The organism is Sphingopyxis sp. Q841 (assembly GCF_052384365.1).
Lineage (GTDB): Bacteria > Pseudomonadota > Alphaproteobacteria > Sphingomonadales > Sphingomonadaceae > Sphingopyxis > Sphingopyxis terrae_A.
In genome coordinates, this window is the sequence record NZ_JBQSUM010000002.1 from 49,332 (window position 1) to 72,784 (window position 23,453).

The 23,453-nt window shown below is 63.8% G+C and carries 23 protein-coding genes and 1 tRNA gene; 2 read left to right on the plus strand and 22 right to left on the minus strand.

The window, feature by feature from the left end:
- Nucleotides 1–2: 2 nt before the first annotated feature.
- From ACT17R_RS10625 to ACT17R_RS10635, 3 genes are all read right to left on the minus strand, one after another.
- A tRNA-Ile gene (locus ACT17R_RS10625) sits at nucleotides 3–78 on the minus strand.
- Between the two features lie 10 nt (nucleotides 79–88).
- A complete protein-coding gene (locus tag ACT17R_RS10630; protein ID WP_231292951.1) occupies nucleotides 89–1,030 on the minus strand; it encodes a polysaccharide deacetylase family protein in 942 nt (313 codons plus the stop codon).
- A 119-nt stretch (nucleotides 1,031–1,149) separates the two neighbouring features.
- Nucleotides 1,150–2,769 (minus strand): histidine kinase dimerization/phospho-acceptor domain-containing protein, encoded by a 1,620-nt coding sequence (locus tag ACT17R_RS10635; RefSeq protein WP_444809421.1) that lies wholly within the window; start codon nucleotides 2,767–2,769, stop codon nucleotides 1,150–1,152.
- Between the two features lie 167 nt (nucleotides 2,770–2,936).
- Between ACT17R_RS10635 and ACT17R_RS10640 the strand changes: the two genes are divergently transcribed.
- The gene (locus ACT17R_RS10640) at nucleotides 2,937–3,410 is read left to right on the plus strand and encodes an Lrp/AsnC family transcriptional regulator (RefSeq protein WP_003051752.1); all 474 of its coding nucleotides are present in this window, start codon (nucleotides 2,937–2,939) and stop codon (nucleotides 3,408–3,410) included.
- A 61-nt stretch (nucleotides 3,411–3,471) separates the two neighbouring features.
- On the opposite strand, the gene ACT17R_RS10645 is transcribed toward ACT17R_RS10640, so the two are convergent.
- Both ACT17R_RS10645 and ACT17R_RS10650 read right to left on the minus strand, forming a co-directional pair.
- On the minus strand, nucleotides 3,472–4,764 hold the full coding sequence (locus ACT17R_RS10645; protein WP_234178982.1) for a tetratricopeptide repeat protein: 1,293 nt from the start codon (nucleotides 4,762–4,764) through the stop codon (nucleotides 3,472–3,474).
- 160 nt (nucleotides 4,765–4,924) lie between these two features.
- Nucleotides 4,925–5,221, minus strand: a complete 297-nt coding sequence (locus tag ACT17R_RS10650; protein WP_003051763.1) for a hypothetical protein — start codon at nucleotides 5,219–5,221, stop codon at nucleotides 4,925–4,927.
- Between the two features lie 68 nt (nucleotides 5,222–5,289).
- On the opposite strand from ACT17R_RS10650, the gene ACT17R_RS10655 reads away from it, so the two are divergent.
- Nucleotides 5,290–7,647, plus strand: coding sequence for a hypothetical protein (locus ACT17R_RS10655; RefSeq protein ID WP_444809422.1), 2,358 nt, complete (start codon nucleotides 5,290–5,292; stop codon nucleotides 7,645–7,647).
- 90 nt (nucleotides 7,648–7,737) lie between these two features.
- Here ACT17R_RS10655 and ACT17R_RS10660 read toward each other — a convergent pair whose 3' ends face one another.
- The 17 genes from ACT17R_RS10660 to ACT17R_RS10740 form a co-directional block, all read right to left on the minus strand.
- Complete coding sequence (locus ACT17R_RS10660; RefSeq protein ID WP_062902423.1) at nucleotides 7,738–8,052, minus strand: hypothetical protein; 315 nt, start codon at nucleotides 8,050–8,052, stop codon at nucleotides 7,738–7,740.
- A 140-nt stretch (nucleotides 8,053–8,192) separates the two neighbouring features.
- The gene (locus ACT17R_RS10665; protein ID WP_003051636.1) at nucleotides 8,193–8,453 is read right to left on the minus strand and encodes a DUF1467 family protein; all 261 of its coding nucleotides are present in this window, start codon (nucleotides 8,451–8,453) and stop codon (nucleotides 8,193–8,195) included.
- A gap of 3 nt (nucleotides 8,454–8,456) precedes the next feature.
- Entirely contained in the window at nucleotides 8,457–10,091 is a 1,635-nt protein-coding gene (locus tag ACT17R_RS10670; protein ID WP_234178985.1) for a ribonuclease J, read from the minus strand.
- On the minus strand, nucleotides 10,088–10,873 hold the full coding sequence (locus ACT17R_RS10675) for a type III pantothenate kinase (protein WP_003051630.1): 786 nt from the start codon (nucleotides 10,871–10,873) through the stop codon (nucleotides 10,088–10,090). The genes ACT17R_RS10670 and ACT17R_RS10675 overlap by 4 nt, the downstream gene beginning before the upstream one ends.
- 2 nt (nucleotides 10,874–10,875) lie before the next feature.
- Nucleotides 10,876–11,679, minus strand: a complete 804-nt coding sequence (locus ACT17R_RS10680) for a biotin--[acetyl-CoA-carboxylase] ligase (protein ID WP_444809423.1) — start codon at nucleotides 11,677–11,679, stop codon at nucleotides 10,876–10,878.
- Nucleotides 11,601–13,031, minus strand: a complete 1,431-nt coding sequence (nuoN, locus tag ACT17R_RS10685; RefSeq protein ID WP_234178987.1) for an NADH-quinone oxidoreductase subunit NuoN — start codon at nucleotides 13,029–13,031, stop codon at nucleotides 11,601–11,603. Before nuoN ends, ACT17R_RS10680 begins: the two co-directional genes overlap by 79 nt.
- On the minus strand, nucleotides 13,028–14,593 hold the full coding sequence (locus ACT17R_RS10690; RefSeq protein WP_234178988.1) for an NADH-quinone oxidoreductase subunit M: 1,566 nt from the start codon (nucleotides 14,591–14,593) through the stop codon (nucleotides 13,028–13,030). Before ACT17R_RS10690 ends, nuoN begins: the two co-directional genes overlap by 4 nt.
- Nucleotides 14,590–16,623 (minus strand): NADH-quinone oxidoreductase subunit L, encoded by a 2,034-nt coding sequence (nuoL, locus tag ACT17R_RS10695; protein WP_234178989.1) that lies wholly within the window; start codon nucleotides 16,621–16,623, stop codon nucleotides 14,590–14,592. The genes ACT17R_RS10690 and nuoL overlap by 4 nt, the downstream gene beginning before the upstream one ends.
- A gap of 4 nt (nucleotides 16,624–16,627) precedes the next feature.
- Complete coding sequence (gene nuoK, locus ACT17R_RS10700) at nucleotides 16,628–16,933, minus strand: NADH-quinone oxidoreductase subunit NuoK (RefSeq protein ID WP_003051614.1); 306 nt, start codon at nucleotides 16,931–16,933, stop codon at nucleotides 16,628–16,630.
- The gene (locus ACT17R_RS10705) at nucleotides 16,930–17,541 is read right to left on the minus strand and encodes an NADH-quinone oxidoreductase subunit J (protein WP_003051606.1); all 612 of its coding nucleotides are present in this window, start codon (nucleotides 17,539–17,541) and stop codon (nucleotides 16,930–16,932) included. The genes nuoK and ACT17R_RS10705 overlap by 4 nt, the downstream gene beginning before the upstream one ends.
- 12 nt (nucleotides 17,542–17,553) lie before the next feature.
- A complete protein-coding gene (nuoI, locus tag ACT17R_RS10710) occupies nucleotides 17,554–18,042 on the minus strand; it encodes an NADH-quinone oxidoreductase subunit NuoI (protein ID WP_058811641.1) in 489 nt (162 codons plus the stop codon).
- A complete protein-coding gene (nuoH, locus tag ACT17R_RS10715; RefSeq protein ID WP_062902417.1) occupies nucleotides 18,039–19,082 on the minus strand; it encodes an NADH-quinone oxidoreductase subunit NuoH in 1,044 nt (347 codons plus the stop codon). Before nuoH ends, nuoI begins: the two co-directional genes overlap by 4 nt.
- Complete coding sequence (gene nuoG / locus ACT17R_RS10720) at nucleotides 19,079–21,091, minus strand: NADH-quinone oxidoreductase subunit NuoG (RefSeq protein WP_234178990.1); 2,013 nt, start codon at nucleotides 21,089–21,091, stop codon at nucleotides 19,079–19,081. Before nuoG ends, nuoH begins: the two co-directional genes overlap by 4 nt.
- The gene (gene nuoF, locus ACT17R_RS10725) at nucleotides 21,091–22,380 is read right to left on the minus strand and encodes an NADH-quinone oxidoreductase subunit NuoF (protein ID WP_234178991.1); all 1,290 of its coding nucleotides are present in this window, start codon (nucleotides 22,378–22,380) and stop codon (nucleotides 21,091–21,093) included. The genes nuoG and nuoF overlap by 1 nt, the downstream gene beginning before the upstream one ends.
- Nucleotides 22,380–22,541, minus strand: coding sequence for a hypothetical protein (locus ACT17R_RS10730; protein ID WP_202988282.1), 162 nt, complete (start codon nucleotides 22,539–22,541; stop codon nucleotides 22,380–22,382). Before ACT17R_RS10730 ends, nuoF begins: the two co-directional genes overlap by 1 nt.
- Entirely contained in the window at nucleotides 22,541–23,209 is a 669-nt protein-coding gene (locus ACT17R_RS10735; protein WP_234178992.1) for a complex I 24 kDa subunit family protein, read from the minus strand. The genes ACT17R_RS10730 and ACT17R_RS10735 overlap by 1 nt, the downstream gene beginning before the upstream one ends.
- Complete coding sequence (locus tag ACT17R_RS10740; protein ID WP_444809424.1) at nucleotides 23,202–23,375, minus strand: hypothetical protein; 174 nt, start codon at nucleotides 23,373–23,375, stop codon at nucleotides 23,202–23,204. The genes ACT17R_RS10735 and ACT17R_RS10740 overlap by 8 nt, the downstream gene beginning before the upstream one ends.
- Nucleotides 23,376–23,453: the final 78 nt, after the last annotated feature.

The window sequence follows — 23,453 nt, forward strand, 5'->3', positions numbered from 1 at the left end:
AATGGTGGGCCCGGCAGGACTCGAACCCGCAACCTAGCCGTTATGAGCGGCCAGCTCTAACCATTGAGCTACAGGCCCCCGAGAGGGATCAGCGGGCGATAGCCGAGCGCGTCGCCATTGCCAATATGCCGTCGGTATCGATTGCGGCGATGCTGCGCCGCGCCAGATGGTCGAGCACCACGTCCCACCAGCGGTAGAAGAGGTCCAAGTCCGCGTCGCTGCGCACATAGGGCGTGTTTCCCGGTTGCAGCGAGGGCGAGTGAAACGAAAAGTTGAGGATGGGCAGGCTTTGCTCGATCGCGATGTCGATTGCGCGGCACGCCTTGTCGGCGGGAATTCCTTCGGGCGTCAGCGCGATGCGTTCGACGAGCCCCAGGCGCGCGAGCGCGGCGCCGGCGCGCAGGCCATCGCGCGCCACCCGGTGATAGACCGGCGGACCGAGACGGCCGAGCGCGCCCCCGAAGACGGTTGTGACGGGGACTTCCAGAATGGCATCGCTCCCCTGCCCCACCCACCAGGGCCGCAGCGGCGCGCAGCGATAGTCGGGACCATGGCCGGGACGATAGTCGAAGCCCGACCGGACCGAGGTGTCGAGCCGAAAGCCGAGATCGGCGAGCATCGCGGCGCTGCTGCGTCCCAGCCCGTAACGCCCCGCACGATAGGCGAGCGGCGCGGTGCCGAACCGGTCGCGGATGCCATCGCGGAGCGTTTGCATCTTGGCGCGCTGCAATGTTTCGGGGAGATTGCCGGTGTAACTGTTGCGATCGTTCACCGCCTCGTCGAACGGCGGCGTTACCCAGGGATGGAGTTGGGCGCCGATGTCGCAGCGGCCTGACGCCAGCGCCGGTGCTAGAATGGCGACCGCCCGGTCGTCCTGCACGATCGGCCAGTCGACGAGATAGATGGGACGCACCCCGGCCCGTTCGAAATAGGATTGGCAGGCGGACAGCGCGGGGACCGAATCGAGCCGGAAATCGGTCCGAGAAAATGGTCCGTTCCAGTCAAAATCTTCCTCGGTATCGATCGTCACCCAAAAGCGCGGCGCCTCACCGTCCTTGAGTGCAATTTGACCGGATTCCGGAGGATAGGCCTGAATATTGGCCGCAGAACCCACCTTATTCCCCTTTACCCCGCCCCTATGCGGTTCGGCTATTCGCCGTGTTGGGCACCTAGTTCGGTGTCGGCCCTTGGGTTGGCCGAGGGAAGATACAAGGTCAAGGCATTATGACCGATATCGAGTCGTCCCCCGGCGCCGCGCGCCAGGCTGTCGACCAGTCGCAACGAAAAGCCGAGGCTGAGGATCGCGGCGCCGGGCGCCTCGCCTTCGGGGCTGAAGCCCGGATCAAGCAGATCGGCCGCCGATGCGAAGCGGATCGCGGCGGGACGCACGATGCGCAGTTGCAGCATGTCATCGGGACCGGCCTCCGCAACCAGTTGCCCGACAAGCGTCGTACCGGCTTCGCAAATATCGACGAGTGCGGTGAGCAGTCGGCCAACCATCCGCCGCGAATTGGCATCGTCGGCATGGGCCAGGAAGGGGCCGCCGACGCGCGAAATGCTGAGATCGATCCGCTGGTCGGCCAGCAGCGGCGCGAGGTCGCCTTCGATCTGCGCCATCACCGTCGCAAGGTCGGCGACCTCGTCGCTCGCCTTCGTCTCAACGACGCCTGTCGAACGTGCCGCGACGTCAAGATCGTCGATGATGTCCTGAACCGCGCCCGCGTCGGCGATGATCGAATCGGCCATCTTGCGATAGGCGCCGCTGACCGGACCGAACATCTGTCCCGAAATAATCTGGGCAAAGCCCGAGATCGCATTGAGCGGGCTGCGCAGTTCATGGATCAACTGCCGGATAGAGTCGCCCGAATCGCTCGATTCCGGGCGGCCATAAGGCAATTCATTGTGCTGCGGCCGCCGAGCGGTGCCGCGATAGCCGCAAAACTGGCCGGTCGCGGGATCGAACCAGGGCAATGCCGAAAAGCGCCATTCGCCGGCGTCAGCTGCCGACCCTTCAAGGATCATACGGGCGTTGACGATTTCGGCACGCTGGCGAAACGCGCCCACTGCGGCGCCATCGGTCCCTGGCTCGCCGCCCAAGGCGCTCTCGGCGATCGACAGACCGATCGCCGCGCCGCGGGTTATTCCGTCGACCCAGCGGATCACGCCGTCGGGTCCGGTTTCGAACAGGAAGCTCGTGCGCGGCCGTGCCGGAGCGGGCTTGCTGCGCGACGACTGATATTTGTCAATCCGCCGTACCAGTTCGCTGATCTGGCTCGCAGGTGCCTCGTCGACGACGTCCGATGCTGCGACGTCGGCGGCCGCGAGGGCGGGTTGCGGCAGTGCGACCGATCCCGCGCCCAGGCTGTCCAGCGCGCGGCGCACGCTCACGGGCAGATCGCTGCGCCCGGCGAGGATCGAACGCGCGGTGGCGGCGGTCGTCGGCAGCATCGCCAACCAGTCCGCCTCCGCCAGCCGCGCGCGGCGTAGCATCGTCGCGGAGACGGCCGGAACGTCATTCGCGTAAAAAGCGACCAGCGGCGCAAAGCGCCCGTGGCGGGCCACCGCAACGGCGCAATCGCGCCGCACCTTTTCAGGCACATCGCGGCGCAGCACCGCGAGCGCGTGGAAGGCGCGACGTATATCGGTCGTATCCAGTTGATTGCCGCGCTGCGCCAGAATATCGGTGAGCTGGCGCCACGCGGCGGTGCTCGCACGGCGGTCCGCCGGCGCTTGCCGCAAGATGGTCGCGATCATCGAGTCAGCGGTCACGCGAGGCCAGCCCATTCCCGTTTTGTTGGTTAGCGGAAGCTTAGCGGCTAGCGTGAATCAATCGCTCACGAAAGAGGGTAAGGGCACCACGTCACATTGTGGGACAATTGCAATCGCCTGAAATAATATTATGGTGAGGGCAATCGGGGAAAGCGGATGTTTCAATGATGGCAAGCCAGAAGTTCGATCAAATTGATTTGCAGATCCTCAACGAGCTGCAGAAAAACGGGCGGATAACCAATGTGGAATTGGCACAGCAGGTGGGGCTGACGGCTCCCCCGTGCCTGCGCCGCGTCCGCGCGCTGGAGGAGTCGGGCGTGATACGATCCTATCACGCCGATCTCGATGCCGCGAAGCTGGGTTACGGGATCACCGTCTTCGCGATGGTCAGCCTGCGCAGTCAGGCCGAATCCGACCTCAAGGCGTTCGAGGATTATGTCGGCGGACTGGCCGAAGTGCGCGAATGTTACATGCTCAACGGCGAAATCGACTTCCTGCTGAAGGTCGTCGCGCGCGACTTGCAGAGCTTTCAGTCGTTCCTGACGGCGCATCTCACCTCGGCACCGAATGTCACGAGCGTGAAGACGTCGCTTACGATTCGCACCGCCAAACAACTCGCCGGCATCCCGGTCGAGCCATAATCGCGACGCGCACGAAAAGGGGCGCCCTCCCCAGCGGGAGGGCGCCCCTTTTTATGTCCGATCAGTTCGCCGGTGCGGCGGCGGGAGCCGCTGCTGCGGCTGCAGCGGGCGCTTTGGCCGAGAGGTGGATGGTCCACAGATTCGCGAGACGCGCCCGGTCACCCTGCACCTTCGCGAAGCTGGCGATCGCCGCATCCTTCTGTCCCGCGAGAGCCTGCGCCACGCCGAGGCGATATTGCGCAAGCGGGTCGCCGCCGGCAGCCGCCTTTTCATACAGCGAGATCGCGGTCGCATAGTCGCCGATGCCGACAAGGCCGTCGGCGGTCTGGCGCGCCAGCTTGGGGTTCGCCGCGGTTGCGGCCTTGGCCGCGTCCGCCTTGAGCGCGACGGCGTCGGCCTTGGCCCGCGGTTCCTGCGATTCGAGGATCGTGTTGAAACGCTCGTCGGACGTCTGGATGACGTTCGCAGCCTGACCTTCCTTGATCACGGCAACCGCTTCACTCGGATAGCCCGCCTCGGTCGCCAGCGCGGCATATTCAAGATATTCGGGACGCTGCGTCATCGACTTGGTTGCACGCATCAGGCGGAACGTGTCGAGGTTCATGACCTTGTCGCTCGCTTCCTGCTGCAGCAAGATGAAAAGCGTGTTCCGCCAAATCACCGGCTGCGGATAGTCCTCCAGGCGCATCGCCAGCATATCGAGCAGTTCGCCATTGCGCTTCGCCGCCTGCAAGGCGCCTGCCGGACGAACATAAAGTTCTTCCGACGGCACACGGCCCGCGGCACGCGCCGCAGCGATCGCTTCCTTCGCAACAGCAAGCCCCTGATCGACCTGGTTCAGCTTGAGATAGCTGTCCATCAGAAGAACCGGCAGGCCCTGCTCGGTCGAACCGGCGGCCTTTGCGGCTTCCAGACGCTTGACGGCCTTCGCATAATCCTTGTCGCCATAGGCGAAATTGCCCGAGAAGAAATTATAGGCGGCCAGGCTTTCCGGCGGCGTCAGGCCCGATTCGAGCATGCCGTCGAGCGCCTTGCCCTGGATCGCCTTGTCGCTCTTGCCGATTCCGAGCTGGAGTTCGTAGAAAGATACGAGATATTTGTCGTCGGGGCTTGTCGCGCTCGCCTGCCCTTCGGCCAATGCGGCTTCGAGGGCCGCCATGTCCTTTGCCTTCGCCGCCTCGGTCAGCTTCTTGAGCGCAGGGCTGAATTCCTTGCTGGGCTTGAGCTGCGCGCCCTTCTCCTCTTCTTCCTTTTTCGGCTTTTCCTTCGCGGCGGCGGGCGCGGCGACAATCAGGGCGCAGCCGAGGACGGCGGCAACGGCGGTTGCGGACGTCTGGCGGAAACGCTTGAACATCGAAATCTCTCCTTTGTATCGGCCGCCGGTTTCCCGCACGAACAGGTCCGGCCACGTTCAGCAACGCGGCTAGCCCCGTCGCGTTGCCATGGCAAGACGAGCACGGTCGATATTTCCAATGGAGATTGCCGCCTGAACGGCGTTTGAACCCGAAACCGGGTCAGCCGATGGCGTCGATGGCGGCGTTGATATCGCGCAGCACTGCCGGATCGCCCGGGACCCCGGCCATCGCGCCTTCCGCTAGCTCGATCAGCGAGATGACCCCGAAGGTCGCGGCGAGGCTCTTGAGCCGCAGCGCCGCCATATGCCAGTTGGCATCGCAGCGCGACCGGCGCATCAGGTCGGCAAGCTCGCGGGCGCTGTCGGCAAAAACGGCGCGCAGATCCATCGCCATCGCCGCATCGTCGCCGATGGCCGAAGAGAGAAAGCGATCGAGAGGGCCGCTGTCGAACGACATTCCACAGCCTTGACAGCCCATGGTTAAGTTTCCGTTTCATGGCGGGCATTTGATGCTAAGATGGCCTGATGACGGGGGAAAAGAAAATCGTCGGTCTGTGGCGGGAGTCCGCGGCAAACCGGGAGAATGAGCAGCCGGCGCAGACCGATGCACCGGCGAGTGAAGCCGCGTCCGCCCTCGAAGCCGAGGTTCCGGTCGAGCGCGAATGGCTCGATATGACGCCGCTCGCGACCGATGACGACGATATGCCCGATCCGCAGAGCGGCGCGTGGCGCGACCGGCTGATGCCGACGCTGTTGGTAATCATCGGCCTCGGCTGGTGTCTGTTCGCCCTGTTTACCGCGACGAAGGGTTTTGCGCGTCCGGTCGCGCTCGATCAATGGCCGGCGCTTGTCGCGACCCTGTCGATGCCGCTCGTTTTGCTGACTCTGCTCTGGATGGCGTTGCTGCGGTCGAGCCGGTCCGAACAGGCGCGCTTTGCTCGCCTCGCCGCGGCGCTGCGCCATGAAAATGATGCGCTTGCGCAATCGATGGCGGTGCTTAGCGAGAAACTCGGCGAGGCTCAGCGTCAGCTTTCCGAACAGGCGCGCAATGTTCAGCAGCTGGGCGTCGATGCCGTGCTCCGGCTCAACGACAGCAGCGACAAGCTCGCAACCAATGCGTCGGTCATCGCCAATGCCCACGATCAGCTCGCGCGATCGGGCGACGTCGCGATGCAGCGCATGGACGGCCTGCTCGCCGGGCTGCCGCGCATCGACGATGTGGCGCAGCGGCTCGCGGTCAATTTCCGCGAAGCGGGGCTCGTCGCACATCAGCAGGGCGCGAATCTTGAAGCCAAGCTCGCCGAACTCGGCGAAGAGGCGGCCAAGGCCGCGCGGACCGGCGAAGCCGCCGCAGCGGGCCTCCACGAAGCGCTCGGCGCGCTGCAACAGCAGACGCAGGAAACCGAATCGGGGCTGATTGCCGCGGCGTCGCAAGTCACCGACGCGCATGGCGTCGCGCTGGCCCAAATCACCCAATCCTCGGCCTCGATCCGCGATACGCTACAGACGACGGTCGATAATCTGGGCGCGCGCCTCGATACCACCTGGCAGCAATATCGCGACCGGGTCGATGCCGCCGCAGACCAGATGGATGCACGTCTTGCGTCGGCAGAAGCAGCCGGCGCGGCGCTTGGCGACCAGCTCGCGGCGCATGGCACGGCGAGCGAGGAACTGGCGGCGCGGATTACGGCGCATGTCACCGAAACGCGGCAGCAGCTCGAGGTGCTCGATGTCAGCGTATCGGCCAGCACCGGTGTCATCGGTCGCGCGATCGACGATACCAAGGCCCAACTGGGCGCCTTCATCGCCGATGTGCAGACCGGCAATAATTCGGCGCATCAGCTTATCACTCACGCCGAGTCGCTGTTGCTCGCGCTCGATGCGGTGACGCGCGAACTCGACGAAACGCTGCCGAATGCGCTCGACCGCATGGCCTCGCACGGCAAGGCGACCCAAGGTGCGCTCGGGCAGATCAAGCCGCTGCTCGAAGCCTCCGAACTTGTCGCGCAATCGACCTTGTCACACGTCAACGCAGTCAAATCGACGTTGCAGGCGAATGAAGCCAAGATGGCCGAGCATGGCGAAAGCCAACAGGCGCTGACCGACCGGGTCAACGCAGCGCTTGCCGACGCCGATGCGGCCTTGGCCCGGCTGCGTGCGGGGGCGGACGATTTTGCCGATCAGGGCGGCGCGCGCATGATCGCTACCCTCGCCGAAGTTAAGTCCACCGCCGAATCCGCAGCCGACGAAGCGCGGCAGACGCTCGAGCGACTGGTCGGGAATGCCCGCGATGCGATGCAGGCGACCGCGACCGAGGCCATCGACGCGGCGTTCAAGACCGAAGTGACGGCGCAGCTCAAGGCGGTCGAGGATGCCTCGCAGCGCGCGGTGGAAGCGGCGAATGGCGCCGCCGATCGGCTCATGCGCCAGCTCATTACGATCATGGACACCAGCGCCAGCGTCGAACAGCGCGTCGCCGAAGCCGAGCAGGCCATCGCCGCATCGGACCGGGATTCGCTCGCAAAGCAGGTCGGTATCCTCACCGAAGCGCTCAAATCTAGCGCGATCGATATTACCAAGGTGATGTCGAGCGAGGTCAGCGACGCCGCGTGGGACGCCTATCTGAAGGGAGACCGCGGCATCTTCGCGCGGCGCGCGGTGAAGCTGCTCGACAACAGCGAAACCAAGGAAATTCTGCGCCTCTACCAGAATGACGATGGTTTCCACGCAGCAGTCAATCAGTTCATCCATGACTTCGAAGCGATGCTGCGCCTGCTGATCGGCGCGCGCGACGGATCCGCGATCAGCGTGACGCTGCTGTCGTCGGACATCGGCAAGCTTTACGTGGCACTGGCACAGGCGATCGACCGCCTGCGGAGCTGATTGCGGAACCGGGGCGCGCGGCAGTGGATGGGCCTGCTACGACCGATTTTGGTCGTCATTCCAAGGTACCAACGATCCTAATAGCCGTCGTTAGTTTTCCCAAACATCTCCCTTTAGCCCGTGATTTTCTTCGAAAATTTCAATTATCGACTGAGCATCTCCGGGTGTCGCGGCGGTCAAATCCTCCAGAGCGACACTGACCCCATCTGGGCTGATGATCCGATTAGTGACTCGCAAAACTCCGGTGAATGGGTGGGTGTCGCAGAAGGCTTCGACCGACCTTGTAATCCGGAATGACAATACATCGCCGACCTGAGGAATCAGGGGTAAGCGCATGCTGCCTGAGATCATGCCAAACGCGGCGTTCGTGGTGAACAGTGATATGTCTAGATGAACGTCAAACACGGTCTGGCTCCGAAGCGGCTCGGTAGGGGCATAGGCAATCAGTCTTAACGTCCCCTTTGCACCGATCTAAGGCCGAAAGCCGCCTTTCTGCTCTCCACCCCAAACCGGCCCTTCGACCCGAAGCCGCTGCCCGCGTCGCGTCAGGCGCGGCCGCTCAGGACGTCAGGGTTTGTCCAGCCGTTGATATAGGCGACATAGAAGAGGCCGAAGGCGATCGTGGCGACGATCGTGATCTGGATCAGAATGCGCAGCGGGTGGAAGCGCGCGGGTGCGCCCGGTTCCTGGCCATCGATCAAGGGCACGGCATCATCTTCGGCACGGCGGCCGTGGAAGGGCAGTACGAAGAAGGTGCTGAACGCCCAGATAAGCAGGTAGATGGCGAGCGCCGAGGTCCATTTCATCGGTCAGATATCCAGAATCAGCACATCGACGATCGGCTTTTTGCCGGTCCAGTCGGTTGCGATGCGCCGGACGCCAAGACGGATCGCTTCCTTGAGGGCGTCGCGGTCGCGCGCCGGGGATTTGGCTGCCTTTTCTGCAGCGGCGTTCATTTCGTCGAGAAAGACCTCGCGCTCGTCCTCGACCGGTACGCCGCGATACTGGATCGCACTGTCCGCGAATTTGCCCTTGGACAGCACGACCGCGACCGAAATCTGGCCGTAGAAGGACAATTTGCGCCGCTCATTGATCGTTTCGCCATCGGCGGGCAGGATCACGTCGCCGTCGAGGATCAGTCGGCCCGAGCGCACGCGCTCGAGGATACGAGCGGAACCGGGGGCCAAGCGCACCAGATCGCCATTTTCCTGCACCAGCGCGTCGGGGACGCGTTGTTCGAGAGCGAAGCGCGCCTGTTCGTGCATATGGCGGATCTCGCCATGCACCGGGACGATCAGCCTGGGGCGCAGCCAGCCATAAAGCGCCGCAAGTTCCGGCTGCCCCGGATGGCCGCTGACGTGAATATGCGCCTGCTTTTCGGTCACGGTCAGAATGTCGCGCGCGGCGAGCTGGTTCATGATCCGTCCGATCGCAATCTCGTTGCCGGGGATCTGCTTCGACGAAAAGACGACCGTATCGCCCGCCTCGAGCTTGATCTGGTGAATCCCTTCGGCGATGCGCGCGAGCGCGGCGCGTGGTTCGCCCTGCCCGCCCGTCGCGACGATCATCACCTTGTCGCGCGGCAGCCGCATCGCTTCGTCGAAGTCGACCGTCGCCGGGAAATCCTTGAGATACCCCGCGGTGCGTGCAACGCCCAAAATGCGATCGAGCGACCGCCCCGCGACGCACAGGGTGCGCCCGGTGGCTTTCGCGACCTGCCCCAGCGTGTCGAGACGCGCCGCGTTGGAGGCGAATGTGGTGACGACCACCCTGCCCTTTGCCGCGCCGACGGCGGCGAGCAGCCCGTCGCGTACACCGCCTTCGGTGCCCGACGCCTGCGCATTGAAGGCATTGGTCGAATCGCAGACGAGCACATCGACGCCTTCATCGCCCACCGCGGTCAGCGCTGCCGCGCTCGACGGGGTGCCGATGACCGGATCGTCGTCGAGCTTCCAGTCGCCGGTGTGGAAGACGCGGCCGTAGGGTGTGTCGATCACCGCCGCGCTCATCTCGAGGATCGAGTGGGCGAGCGGCATCAGGCGGATGCCGAACGGGCCGATGCGGAACTGCGCATCGATATCGACAACCTTCAGCTCGACCTCTTTCTCCAGCCCTTCCTCGGCGAGCTTGTGCGCGATCAGGCCGGCGGTGAAGCGATTGGCATAGAGCGGCACGCCAAGGTCGGCGGCGAGATAGGGAATCGCGCCGATATGATCCTCATGCCCGTGGGTCAGGATGATGCCGAGCAGGTCGGCCTTGCGATCCTCGATAAACTCAAGGTCGGGCATGACGATGTCGATGCCGGGATAATCCTGCGACCCGAAGCTGACGCCGAGATCGAGCATGATCCACTTGCCGTCGCAGCCATAGAGATTGGCGTTCATGCCGATCTCTCCCGAGCCGCCGAGCGCGAGGAAAAGCAGTTCCTTGCCGGGAACGGTCATGCCGAAATGCCTCTCTGATTATAGAGGTGCATCAACCCGTTGAGCGTCAGATCGGGTTCGACCCGGTCGAACAGATGCGCCTGTTCCTGAAACAATATCGCGAGCCCGCCCGTCGCGATGACGGTGACAGGCTTGCCGATTTCCGCCTTCATGCGGTGCATAAGCCCCTCGATCATCCCGACATAGCCCCAATAGACGCCGATCAGCATCTGGCTTTCGGTGGTGCGGCCGATGACGCTGTTCGACGCCGGTGCTTCGATCGCGATGCGTGGCAGCTTGGCGGCGGCATTGACGAGCGCTTCGAGCGACAGATTGACCCCGGGCGCGATGATGCCACCGAGATAGGCACCGTCGGGCCCGATATGATCGAAGGTCGTCGCAGTGCCGAAGCTGATGACCAGCTTGTCCCTGCCCGGCTCGATCGCTTGCGCCGAAATGGCGTTGCAGGCGCGGTCGGCGCCCACCGCCTGCGGCTCGTCGACCTTGAGCGCGATGCCCCAGCTTACCGGTTCGCGCCCGGCGACGAGTGCCTCGACACCGAAATATTTGTCGGCGAGCAGTTGCAGATTGTGGAGCGCACGCGGCACGACGGTCGAGATAATCACGGCGTCGATTTCAGCGCGGTCGAGCCCTTCGAGCCGCAGCAATTGATCGAGCCACACCATATATTCGTCGGCGGTGCGCCGGTCGTCGGTCGCGATGCGCCAGCGCGCGACCGCCATCGAGTCGCGGAAAACAGCGAATTTCGCGTTGGTGTTGCCGACATCGATCGCGAGCAGCACGGTTATGTCCCCTCCTCTACGGGTCGCCGCAATTCGACGTCACCCGCATGCACCAGCATGACCTCCCCGTCGGCGCGGCGCAAGCGCAGCGCTCCGTCGGGCGCGAGGCCGTCGAAATATCCGTCGAGTGCCTGTTCGGACACATGTAGCGGCGTGCCCACGGGATGCCCCAGCGGCAACCAGGCGCGCACGATGCTTTCGACGCCTTCCTGGCGCCAGGTCCAGAGCGCATCGGCCATGGCGACCGCCAGCGCATCGGCAAAGCGGTCACGCTCGATGACCGCGCCCTTTTCGGCGAGCGATGCGGTGGCACGGTCGGGCAGATCGGGCGCGGAAACCAGATTGACGCCAATCCCGATCACCACGCTGTCGCCGCTGCGTTCGAGCAGGATGCCCGAGCATTTGGCACCGTCGGCCAGGACATCATTCGGCCATTTGAGCTGGAAGTCGATCGCCGGCGCGAGCGCGCGGATCGTCTTCGCCAGCGCGACCCCGGCGACCAGCGCGAGCGTCGCGGCGAGCGGGTCGCCGGCGCGCAGCTGCACCACCGTCGATCCCATGAAATTGCCCAGACCATCGCCCCATGCGCGGCCCAGTCGCCCGCGCCCGGCGGTCTGGCGGTCGGCGACAAGCCAATGCCCTTCGCCGACATGCTCGCCTGCTGCCAGCCGCGCCAGCAGGTCGGCGTTGGTCGAACCTGTCTGCGCGATCCGCTCGATCGGCGGGATCAGAACAGCACCGCAGCCGCGGTGGCGGAGACGACCGCCAGCACCGGAATGAAGAAATAGCCGACGACCGACAGCCACAGGGCGCTGGCGGTAATGACCGCATCCTCGACCACGACGCCGCCGGTGCCGAATTCGACCTCCGACTTGTCGTCGAAGTACATCGTCTTGATCACCGCGATATAATAGAAAGCACCGATCACCGACGCGACGATCCCGGCAATCGCCAGCGGCAGCAGATTGGCGTCGACCGCGGCCTGGAACACCAGATATTTCGGCCAGAAGCCAAAGAGGGGCGGAATGCCGGCGAGGCTGAACAGGAACACCGCCATCGCCGCGGCAAGCCCCGGGCGCCGCTGCGAAAAGCCCGCGAGCGCCGGGATGCTTTCGATCGGATTGCCCTCGGTATCGCGCAGCTGAAGCACGACGAGGAAGCTGCCGATCGTCGTCACGACATAGACGAGCAGATAGGTCAGCACCGACTCGACCCCCTGCTGGGTGCCGGCGGCCAGGCCGACGAGCATGAAGCCGACATTGTTGATCGACGAATAGGCAAGCAGGCGCTTGATATTCTTCTGCCCGATCGCCCCGACAGCGCCGAGGATGATCGACGCGAGCGCGAGGAAGATCATGATCTGCTGCCACGCCGCGGTCGCCGGACCCATGGCTTCGATGACGACGCGCGTCATGAGCGCCATCGCCGCGACCTTGGGAGCGCTGGCGAAAAAGGTCGTCACCGGGGTCGGCGCGCCTTCATAGACGTCGGGCGTCCACATGTGGAAGGGCACCGCGCTGATCTTGAACGCCAGACCGGCGATCACGAAGACGAGGCCGAACAGCAGACCGTTGTTCATGCCGCCGCCCATCGCCTGCGCGATGCCGGCGAACTGCGTCGTTCCCGAAAAGCCGTAGAGCAGCGAAATGCCGTAAAGCAGCATCCCCGAAGCCAGCGCGCCAAGGACGAAATATTTGAGCCCCGCCTCGCTCGACCGGTCGTCCGACCGCATGAAGCTGGCAAGCACATAGGCGGCAAGGCTGTTGAGCTCGAGCCCGACGTAGAGCGTCATCAGGTCGCGCGCCGACGCCATGATACCCATGCCGAGCGCCGCGAACAGGATCAGCACCGGATATTCGGCGCGCATCGCGTCCTTGAAGAAGCGCGGCGCGATCAGGATGCAGATGAAGCTTGCGGCATAGATGAGCAGCTTGGCAAAGCCGCCGAAGGCGTCGACTTCCAGCGTATTCGAAAAGACCGAAGCCTGCGTCCCGAACATCGCGACGACCGCCGCCGCCGCGGCAGCGAGCGTGATGAGCGCCGCGAGCTGATAAAGGCCAACCTGACGGTCACCACCAAAGGTGCCGAGCAGCAGCGTAACGAGCCCGCCGATCGTCAGGATCAGTTCGGGCCAGATGAGGGCGAGATCGGCGGTCATTGGACGCCTCCCGCATGATGCGCTTCGCCGGCGGCGGCGGCCTCTCCATGCGCGTCGTGCGCCGCCTTGGGCTTGCCGGCGGTGACGTGGGCATCGCCGGCGGGCTTGGCGGGCGCAAGGCGCGCGACCACCGTGGTCACGTCGCCGCGGATCGGGGCGAGGAAGCTTTCGGGATAGACGCCCATCCACAGCGCCACCGCGGCCAGCGGCACGAAAATCGCCCATTCGCGGGGATTGATGTCGGGCATGGCCTTCACATCGTCCTTGGTCAGTTCGCCGAACACGATGCGGCGATAGAGGTAAAGCATATAGGCGGCGCCCAGGATGATCCCGGTCGTGCAAACCAGCGCGACCCAGCTCGACGCTTCGTAGATACCGGCGAGGCTCAGGAATTCGCCGACGAAGCCGCTGGTCCCCGGAAGGCCGATCGACGCCATGGTGAAGAGCATGAAGAACAGCGCATAGGCCGGCATGTTCACCGCGAGGCCGCCGTAGCGGTCGATCTCGCGCGTGTGCAGCCGGTCATAGATCACGCCGACGCAGAAGAAGAGCGCGGCCGAAACGATCCCATGGCTGAGCATGATGATCATCGCGCCTTCGATGCCCTGCTGGTTGAAGGCGAAGAGGCCCGCGGTCACGATCGCCATGTGGGCGACCGACGAATAGGCGATCAGCTTCTTCATGTCGCTCTGCACCAGCGCGACGAGGCTGGTGTAGACCACCGCGATCATTGACAGCGCAAAGACGATCCACATCAGCTGCGCCGAGGCATCGGGGAACATCGGCATCATGAACCGGATGAACCCATAGCTGCCCATCTTGAGCAGTACGCCCGCCAGGATCATCGAACCCGCCGTCGGCGCCTGGACGTGCGCGTCGGGAAGCCAGGTATGGACCGGCCACATCGGCATCTTCACCGCGAGGCTGGCGAAAAAGGCGAGCCACAGCCACGTCTGCATTTCCGGCGGGAAATTGTAGACGAGCAGCGTCGGGATGTCGGTGGTCCCCGCTTCACGGATCATCGCGATCATCGCAATCAGCATCAGCACCGAGCCGAGCAGCGTGTAGAGGAAGAATTTGAACGCCGCATAGATGCGGTTCGCGCCGCCCCAGATGCCGATGATGAAATACATCGGGATCAGGCCGGCTTCGAAGAAGATATAGAAGAGCAGCAGATCCTGCGCCGCAAAGACGCCGATCATCACCACTTCCATGACGAGGAACATCGCCATGTAGAGGCCGACGCGCTTCGTCACGGATTGCCAGCTCGCCAGGATGCACAACGGCATCAGGAAGACGCTGAGCATGATCAGCACCAGCGCGATGCCGTCAATGCCGAGCGCATAGTTGAACGGGCCGAAGATGCCGCGATGCATCTCCTGAAACTGCCACTGCGCGCCGCCGATATCGAAATTCGCCCACAGCATGACGCCGAGCGCGAAGTCAATCAGCGTCGCCGCGAGCGCGATCAGGCGCGCGTTGCGATCGCCGGCGAAGACACAGGCGATGGCGGCGACCGCAGGGACCGCCAGCATCAGCGAAAGGATCGGAAGACCGCTCACTGGAACTTCACCATGGCCCAGCTGGCGAGGCCGACAAGACCGAGCAGCATCACGAACGCATATCCATAAACATAACCCGATTGCAGCCGGACCGCGAGCCGGGTGCCCCCCTGGATGAGTGCCGCCACACCATTGGGACCGAAACGGTCGATGGTGCCTTCATCCCCGCGCTTCCAGAAGAAGCGGCCGATCGCGAACGCCGGCTTGACGAAGAGGAAGTTGTAGAGCTCGTCGAAATACCATTTGTGGAACAGGAATTTGTGCAGCAGCGAGAACTGCGCCACGAACCGCGCAGGCAGCGTCGTGTTGCGAATATAGCTGTTCCAGGCAAGGAACAGGCCGATCGCCATCACCGTGAACGGCATCCACTTGACCCACAGCGGCACTTCGTGCGCCGCGTGCATCAAATGTTCGTTGAACGCCAAGCTGCCCTTCCAGAAAGCCGCGCCCTCTTCCGGGTAGATGAACTGGTGGTTGAAGAGCATCCCCGCAAACACCGCGCCGAGCGACAGCACGCCCAGCGGGATCAGCATGTTGATCGGGCTTTCGTGCGGATGATAGCCCGCCGTGCCATCGCCGTGCGCGTCTTGGTGAGGCGCATGGGCGTGATCGTCATGGCCGTGGCCATGATCGTCGTGCACCGCATGCTGGATATGCTCGCTCTGCTCCCACCGCGGCTTGCCATAGAAGGTCAGGAAGACGAGACGCCATGAGTAGAAGCTCGTCAGCAACGCGGCGAAAATACCGACCCAGAAGGCGATCTGGCCGCCACCGCCAGCAGCGAACGCTGCCTCGAGGATCCCGTCCTTCGAATAGAAACCGGCGAAACCCGCCACGCCCGCAATGCCGACGCCGGTGATTGCCAGCGTCCCCATCATCATCGCCCAATAGGTCAGCGGGATATGCTTCCGAAGGCCGCCATAATAGCGCATGTCCTGTTCGTGGTGCATCGCATGGATGACCGACCCCGCGCCCAGGAAAAGCAGCGCCTTGAAGAAGGCGTGCGTGAACAGGTGGAACATCGCCGCGCCATAAGCGCCGACGCCCGCCGCAAAGAACATGTAGCCGAGCTGCGAACAGGTCGAATAGGCGATGACGCGCTTGATGTCCCACTGGGTCGTGCCGACGGTCGCGGCGAAGAAGCAGGTGGCGGCGCCGACGAAGGTGACGACGCCCGCCGCGACCGGCGCGGCTTCGAACATCGGCGACAGGCGGCAGACCATGAACACGCCCGCGGTGACCATCGTTGCGGCGTGGATCAGCGCCGACACGGGGGTCGGACCTTCCATCGCGTCGGGAAGCCAGGTGTGCAAGCCAAGCTGTGCCGACTTGCCCATCGCGCCGATGAACAGCAGCAGGCAGAGCACGGTCATCGTGTCGAAGCGGTGGCCGAGGAAGCCGATCGTCGATCCGGCCATGCCCGGCGCGGCGGACAGAATCTCGGGGATCGAGACGGTGCCGAACACCAGGAAGGTGCCGAAGATGCCGAGCATGAAGCCGAGGTCGCCGACGCGATTGACGACGAACGCCTTGATCGCTGCAGCATTGGCGCTCGGCTTCTTGTACCAGAAACCGATCAGCAGATAGGACGCCAAACCAACGCCTTCCCAGCCGAAGAACATCTGGACGAGATTGTTCGCGGTCACGAGCATCAGCATCGCGAAGGTGAAGAGCGACAGATAGGCGAAGAAACGCGGCTGATCCGGGTCCTCGCTCATATAGCCCCAGCTATAGAGGTGGACGAGCGCCGAAACGGTCGTGATGACGACCAGCATCACCGCGGTCAGCGTGTCGACGCGCAATTCCCAGTTGAACTGGAGCGCGCCCGACGAAACCCAGTGCAGCACCGGCGTGACACCCGCTTCGCCCGTTCCCGCGACGAAGGACAGGAAAATCGACCAGCTCAGCGCGCAGCTTGCGAACAGCGCACCGGTGGTCACGAGCTTTGCTGCGGTGGTGCCGATGGTGCGCTGGCCCAGACCTGCGACAAGCGCCGCGAGCAGCGGCAGGAAAACGATCGCCTGAATCACCGGCTTACCCCTTCATCCGGTTGGCATCGTCGACGGCGATGGTGCCGCGGCCGCGGAAATAAATGACAAGGATCGCGAGACCGATCGCGGCTTCGCCCGCGGCAACGGTCAGCACGAACATCGAAAAGACCTGGCCCACCAGATCACCCAGCGCGGCGCTGAACGCCACGAGGTTGATATTCACGGCAAGCAGAATGAGCTCGATCGCCATCAGGATGACGATGATATTCTTGCGGTTGATAAAGATACCGAGCACGCCGAGCGTGAACAGCACCGCCGAAACGGCGAGATAATGGCCGACCGAAATCACAGTTCCATCCCCTGCCCGACGCCCGGATCGACGAGGCGCGTCGCATCTTCGGGACGGCGGCGCACCTGCTGGCTGATATTCTGTCCACGCACGCCGCCGCGCTGGCGGTGGGTGAGCACGATCGCACCGATCATCGCGACGAGGAGGACGATGCCCGCCGCCTCGAACAGGAAGATGTAGCGCGTGTAGAGCAGTTCGCCGATCTGCTGGATATTGCTCTTGTCGCTGACCACGGGCGCGGCGCGCGCCGCAAGATCGATCCCCCCGGCGCTCCAGGCGCCGACCGCGAACACCAGTTCGGCGGCAAGGATGATCGCGACGAGCGCGCCCAGCGGGAGATAGCGCACGAAACCGGCGCGCAATTCGGCGAAATCGATGTCGAGCATCATCACGACGAACAGGAACAGCACCGCGACCGCGCCGACATAGACGATGACGAGCAGCATCGCGATGAATTCGGCGCCCGCGAGCAGCATCAGCCCCGCCGCGTTGAAGAAGGCGAGGATCAGCCACATCACGCTATGCACGGGATTGCGAGCGAAAATCACCATCGCGGCCGACGCGATCACGATGGTCGCGAACAGGTAAAAGGCGATCAGTTGAATCATGTCCGCGCGCCCTTACCGATAGGGCGCGTCGGCGGCAAGATTGGCCGCAATCGCGCGTTCCCATTTGTCGCCATTGGCGAGCAGCTTGGCCTTGTCATAGAGCAGTTCCTCGCGCGTTTCGGTCGCGAATTCGAAGTTCGGCCCCTCGACGATGGCATCAACCGGGCAGGCTTCCTGACAGAAGCCGCAATAGATGCACTTGGTCATGTCGATGTCGTAGCGCGTCGTGCGGCGCGAACCGTCGTCGCGCGGCTCGGCCTCGATCGTGATCGCCTGCGCCGGACAGATCGCCTCGCACAGCTTGCACGCGATGCAGCGTTCCTCGCCGTTCGGATAACGGCGCAGCGCATGCTCGCCGCGGAAACGCGGGCTGAGCGGGTTCTTCTCAAACGGATAGTTGATCGTCGCCTTCGGCTTGAAGAAATATTTCAGCGTGAGGGCGTGCGCCTTCACGAATTCCCACAAGGTGAAGCTTTTGACGAGATGGGCAACGTAACTCATGAATACCTCGTCAGCATCAGATAGCCGGAGATCAGGAACACCCAGATCAGCGAAATCGGCAGGAAGATTTTCCAGCCCAGCCGCATCAGCTGGTCATAGCGGTAGCGCGGGACGGTCGCCTTCACCCAGCTGAAGACGAAGAAGAAGAACAGGATTTTCGCGAACAGCCAGATGATGCCGGGGACGGCATAGAGCGGCGCCCAGTCGACCGGCGGCAGCCAGCCGCCCCAGAAGAGCACCGCGTTGAGCGTGCACATCAGCAGGACGTTCGCATATTCGCCGAGCCAGAAGAGCGCGAAGCTCATCGACGAATATTCGGTCTGATAGCCCGCGACGAGTTCGCTTTCCGCTTCGGTCAGGTCGAACGGCGCGCGCGCGGTTTCGGCGAGCGCGGAGATCAAGAACATCACCGCGAGCGGGAAGAGCAGCAAGTTGAAGCCGAAGGCGTTGACGAAGCCCAGCCCGTGCCCCTGCTGCGCCTTGACGATCTCATTGAGGTTGAAGCTGTCGGCCCACAGGACGACGCCGATCAGGATGAAGCCGATCGACACTTCATAGGAGATCATCTGCGCCGAGGCGCGCAGCGCGGAAAAGAAGGGATATTTCGAGTTCGACGACCAGCCCGACAGGATGACGCCGTAAACGCCGAGCGACGAAATCGCGAGGATGTAGAGCAGCCCGACATTGATGTCGGCGAGCACCGCGCCCGAATTGAACGGGATAACCGCCCACGCCATCAACGCCACGGTGAAGGTGATGATCGGCGCGATCAGGAACAGGCCGCGGTTCGCGCTCGACGGGATGATCGTTTCCTGCAGGAAAACTTTCAGGCCGTCGGCGAAGCTCTGCAACAGTCCGAAGGGACCGACGACGTTGGGACCGCGGCGCAGCGCGATCGCGGCCCAGATCTTGCGGTCGGCATAGATGATCATAGCCACCGCGAGCATCAACGGCAGCGCGATGAGCAGAATACCGCAGATCGTGGCGATGCCCCACGCCCATTCATAGGACATGCCCAGGCTTTGGAAAAACTCGGTCATTCCGCGGCCTCCGCATAATCCGCGCCATGCAGCAGTTCGGCCGAGCAGCGCTCCATCGTCGGCGAGGCGCGGCAGATGGCGTTGGTGAGGTAGAAATCCTTGATCGGCGACGGGATCGCGCGCGCCTCGGGCTTCGCGTCGAGCTTGGGCACGGACCAGCCGTAATCGGCCAGCCCCTCGACGCCGAGCGCCGGCACCGCCGCGACCATCGCCGCGCGACATTCGTCGAAGCTGTCGAAGCCGACGCTGACGCCGAGCGCATCGGCCAGCGCGCGGAAGATGCTCCAGTCTTCGCGCGCGTCACCCGGCGCGAACACCGCCTTTTCGCTGCGCTGGACGCGGCCTTCGGTGTTGACCGTCGTGAAGTCCTTTTCGGTCCACGCCGCGGCCGGCAGGATGACGTCGGCCGCATGCGCGCCCTTGTCGCCATGATGGCCGACATAGACTTTGAAGCTCTTGTCGAAGGCCGCGAAATCGACCTCGTCGGCGCCCAGGAAGAAGGTCAGCTTGGGCTTGGCGGCGATGATGTCCTTGATCCCGCCCGGCTGTGCGTAGCCTAGCATCAAGGCCCCCATGCGCGCGGCCGAGAAATGGACGACGTTGAAGCCGTTCCAGCCGTCCTTCACCGCGTCGACGCTCTTGGCGAGCGCCAGCGCGGCGCCATGGACGCCCGGCACCGACAGCGCGCCGCCGCCGAATACCAGCATCGGCCTCTCGGCGCCCTTCAGCGCATCCATCGCTGCCTTGGGCAGTTTCGCGACCAGCGAGGCATCGTCGCCGAGCCATTCGGTCTTGTAGGTGAGATCGACTTCGGGCCCGATACCGAACACTTTCGCGCCCTTCTTCCACACCGCCTTGCGGACGCGCGTGTTGATGAGCGGCGCTTCCCAGCGCAGATTGGTGCCGACGAGCAGGATCACGTCGGCATTTTCGGCCTGCGCAATCGTGGTATTGAAATTGACCGCCGACAGGCTGGTGACGTCATAGGCAAGGCCCGTCTGGCGTCCTTCGAGCAGGTCGGAACCGAGCGCATTCACCAGCGCCTTCGCCGCGAACATCGTCTCGCAATCGACCATGTCGCCCGCAATCGCCGCGACCGACTTGCCGGCGTTCGCCGCCTTGATCGCGGCAAAAGCTTCGGCCCAGCTCGCCTCGACGAGCCTGCCGTCCTTGCGCACATAGGGGCGGTCGAGGCGGCGGCGCATCAGGCCGTCGACATGGTGGCGCGTCTTGTCGCTCGCCCATTCCTCGTTCACATCGTCGTTGACGCGCGGCAGCACGCGCAGCACCTGGCGGCCGCGGCTGTCGATACGGACATTGGTGCCGACCGCGTCCATCATGTCGATGCCCAGCGTCTTGGTCAGCTCCCACGGCCGCGCCTCGAACGCGTAGGGCTTGCTGGTCAGCGCGCCGACCGGGCAAAGATCGACGACATTGCCCGACAGCTCGCTCGCGACCGCGCGCTCGAGATAGCTGGTGATCTGCATATTCTCGCCGCGATAGATCGCGCCGATATCCTCGACCCCGGCGACTTCCTCGGCAAAGCGGACGCAGCGCGTGCACTGGATGCAGCGCGTCATCACCGTCTTGACGATCGGCCCCATATATTTCTCGGTCACCGCACGCTTGTTCTCGTCATAGCGCGAGGCACCGCGGCCATAGGCGACCGACTGGTCCTGCAGGTCGCATTCGCCGCCCTGATCGCAGATCGGGCAGTCGAGCGGGTGGTTGATGAGCAGAAACTCCATCACCCCTTCGCGCGCCTTTTTCACCATCGGGCTATCGGTCTTGATCACCTGCCCTTCGGCGGTCGGCAGCGCGCACGACGCCTGCGGCTTCGGCGGGCCGGGCGACACTTCGACGAGGCACATGCGGCAATTGCCGGCGATCGACAGGCGTTCATGGTAGCAGAAGCGCGGGATTTCCTTCCCCGCCATCTCGCACGCCTGCAGAACGGTGGCGCCCTGCGGCACGTCGATTTCTACGCCATCTACGGTAACTTTAGGCATTATTCGGCTGCCTCCAGCGCGCCGCCATTTTCGCGAATGCGGCGTTCGAGTTCGGGGCGGAAGTGGCGGATCAGGCCCTGGATCGGCCAGGCCGCCGCATCGCCGAGCGCGCAGATCGTATGCCCTTCGACCTGCTTGGTCACATCGAACAAGGTATCGATCTCGCTAATGTCGGCGTCGCCGGTGCGCAGCCGCTCCATCACGCGCCACATCCAGCCGGTGCCTTCGCGGCACGGCGTGCACTGGCCGCAGCTTTCATGCTTGTAGAAATAGCTGATACGGCTGATCGCCTGAACAACGTCGGTCGACTTGTCCATCACGATCGCGGCGGCGGTGCCAAGGCCCGAGCCGAGTTCCTTGAGGCCGTCGAAATCCATCGGCGCGTCCATGATCTGCGCCGCCGGGACGAGCGGCACCGACGAACCGCCGGGGATCACCGCGAGCAGATTGTCCCAGCCGCCTCTTATGCCGCCGCAATGCTTTTCGATGAGGTCGCGGAACGGGATGCCCATCTCTTCCTCGACGACGCACGGGCGTTCGACATGGCCCGAGATCTGGAAGAGCTTGGTGCCCTTGTTATTCTCGCGCCCGAAACTGGAGAACCACGCCGCGCCGCGGCGCAGGATCGTCGGGACGACCGCGATGCTTTCGACATTGTTGACCGTCGTCGGGCAGCCGTAGAGGCCCGCCCCCGCCGGAAACGGAGGCTTCAGGCGCGGCTGGCCCTTCTTGCCTTCCAGGCTTTCGATCATTGCGGTTTCTTCGCCGCAGATGTACGCGCCGGCGCCGCGATGGACGAAGACGTCGAAATCATAGCCCGACTTCGCCGCATTCTTGCCGAGCAGGCCGGCGTCATAGGCCTCCTGCACCGCCGCGAAGAGTGTCTCGGCCTCACGGATGAACTCGCCGCGAATGTAGATGTACGCAGCGCGCGCACGCATCGCATAGCCCGCGATCAGCGCGCCCTCGATCAGCTTGTGCGGATCGTGGCGGATGATCTCACGGTCCTTGCACGAGCCGGGTTCGGATTCGTCGGCGTTGATGACGAGGAAGCTCGGGCGGTCGGCGCGCGGTTCCTTCGGCATGAACGACCATTTCAGGCCGGTCGGGAAGCCCGCGCCGCCACGGCCGCGCAGGCCAGACGCCTTGATCTCCTCGATGATCGCGTCCTGGCCGCGAGTCATCAGATCCTTGGTCTTGTCCCAATCGCCGCGCGCCTGCGCGGCTTTCAGGTTCCACGGCTGATAGCCATAGAGATTGGTAAAGATGCGGTCCTTGTCGGCGAGCATCAGTTGGTCCCACCCTTGTTTTTCATCATCGTGTAAATGACGTAACCGAGCGCGAGGATCAGCAGCGGACCGATCAGCACAAAGGTCACGCGCAGCACGAAACCGAGTACGACAAGCGCGCCGATGATCGCGAGGATCGTGATGATGTCCTTCTGGGTCATCACCATTCCTTCCGATAGTCGTGATTGGCCTTGACCATGTCCTTCAGGGTCGTCGGGCCGCCTTCGGGGTCGCTCGTATGACGCTGCGCATTCTGGGTGCCGGTCTTGGGCTGTTTGCCCGCCGCCAGATCCTCGAGGATGCGGGTCATGCTGTCATAGTCGAGATCTTCGTAATTATCGTCGTTGATCTGGACCATCGGCGCGTTGGTGCAGGTGCCCATGCACTCGACCTCGGTCAGCGTGAACAGCCCGTCGGGCGTGGTCTTGCCTTTGGTCATCCCGCGGTTCTTGCACGCCGCCATGACATCGTCCGACCCGCGCAGCAGGCACGGCGTCGTACCGCAAACCTGCACATGATAGCGGCCGACCGGCGCGAGATTGTACATGGTGTAGAAGGTCGCGACTTCGTAGGCGCGCATGAACGGCATATCGAGCTCGGCCGCGACATATTCGATCACCGGCACGGGCAGCCAGCCCTGCGTCTGCGTCTCGGCACCGACCTGGCGCTGCGCGAGATCAAGCAGCGGCATCACCGCCGAGCGCTGACGCCCCGCGGGATAGCGCGCGATAACGGCCTTGGCCTTCTCGGCATTTTCCTTCGTCCACGCAAAAGCGCCCCAGCGCGCGCGGACTTCGGTTTCGTCGGGGATTTGAGGTGCGTCAGCCATTTTTCCCTCCGGTAGCCGGCGCAACAAACAGGCGCACCACAGCGAAGGCGCCAGTCAGATATAAAGAGCCCAAAAACCCCATTGCCAGCAAACTGAAGCCCGTTCCTCGTTCAGCGGGGTCAGGAAAGGCTATTTCCAGCCCTATCCATGCCCAAAGAACGAGCATGACCAGACCCCATGTCCCTTTCACATATCGATAAAATCGTCCCGCTTGGTCACTGGCCAGCCAGACGCGATAGGAATG

What these genes read in the sequence shown, in the direction of transcription:
- nuoN (WP_234178987.1), bottom strand. Translation starts at nt 13,031, where the DNA reads ATGACCGCCGATCTCGCCCTCATCTGGCCCGAACTGATCCTGACGATC.
- nuoF (WP_234178991.1), bottom strand. Translation starts at nt 22,380, where the DNA reads ATGCTCGCCGACAAGGACCGCATCTTTACCAATCTCTATGGCTATCAG.
- ACT17R_RS10645 (WP_234178982.1), bottom strand. Translation starts at nt 4,764, where the DNA reads ATGTTCAAGCGTTTCCGCCAGACGTCCGCAACCGCCGTTGCCGCCGTC.
- nuoI (WP_058811641.1), bottom strand. Translation starts at nt 18,042, where the DNA reads ATGAGTTACGTTGCCCATCTCGTCAAAAGCTTCACCTTGTGGGAATTC.
- ACT17R_RS10655 (WP_444809422.1), top strand. Translation starts at nt 5,290, where the DNA reads ATGACGGGGGAAAAGAAAATCGTCGGTCTGTGGCGGGAGTCCGCGGCA.
- ACT17R_RS10705 (WP_003051606.1), bottom strand. Translation starts at nt 17,541, where the DNA reads ATGATTCAACTGATCGCCTTTTACCTGTTCGCGACCATCGTGATCGCG.
- ACT17R_RS10730 (WP_202988282.1), bottom strand. Translation starts at nt 22,541, where the DNA reads ATGACCCAGAAGGACATCATCACGATCCTCGCGATCATCGGCGCGCTT.
- ACT17R_RS10670 (WP_234178985.1), bottom strand. Translation starts at nt 10,091, where the DNA reads ATGACCGTTCCCGGCAAGGAACTGCTTTTCCTCGCGCTCGGCGGCTCG.
- nuoG (WP_234178990.1), bottom strand. Translation starts at nt 21,091, where the DNA reads ATGCCTAAAGTTACCGTAGATGGCGTAGAAATCGACGTGCCGCAGGGC.
- ACT17R_RS10650 (WP_003051763.1), bottom strand. Translation starts at nt 5,221, where the DNA reads ATGTCGTTCGACAGCGGCCCTCTCGATCGCTTTCTCTCTTCGGCCATC.
- ACT17R_RS10665 (WP_003051636.1), bottom strand. Translation starts at nt 8,453, where the DNA reads ATGAAATGGACCTCGGCGCTCGCCATCTACCTGCTTATCTGGGCGTTC.
- ACT17R_RS10735 (WP_234178992.1), bottom strand. Translation starts at nt 23,209, where the DNA reads ATGGCTGACGCACCTCAAATCCCCGACGAAACCGAAGTCCGCGCGCGC.
- nuoH (WP_062902417.1), bottom strand. Translation starts at nt 19,082, where the DNA reads ATGACCGAGTTTTTCCAAAGCCTGGGCATGTCCTATGAATGGGCGTGG.
- ACT17R_RS10740 (WP_444809424.1), bottom strand. Translation starts at nt 23,375, where the DNA reads ATGCTCGTTCTTTGGGCATGGATAGGGCTGGAAATAGCCTTTCCTGAC.
- ACT17R_RS10640 (WP_003051752.1), top strand. Translation starts at nt 2,937, where the DNA reads ATGGCAAGCCAGAAGTTCGATCAAATTGATTTGCAGATCCTCAACGAG.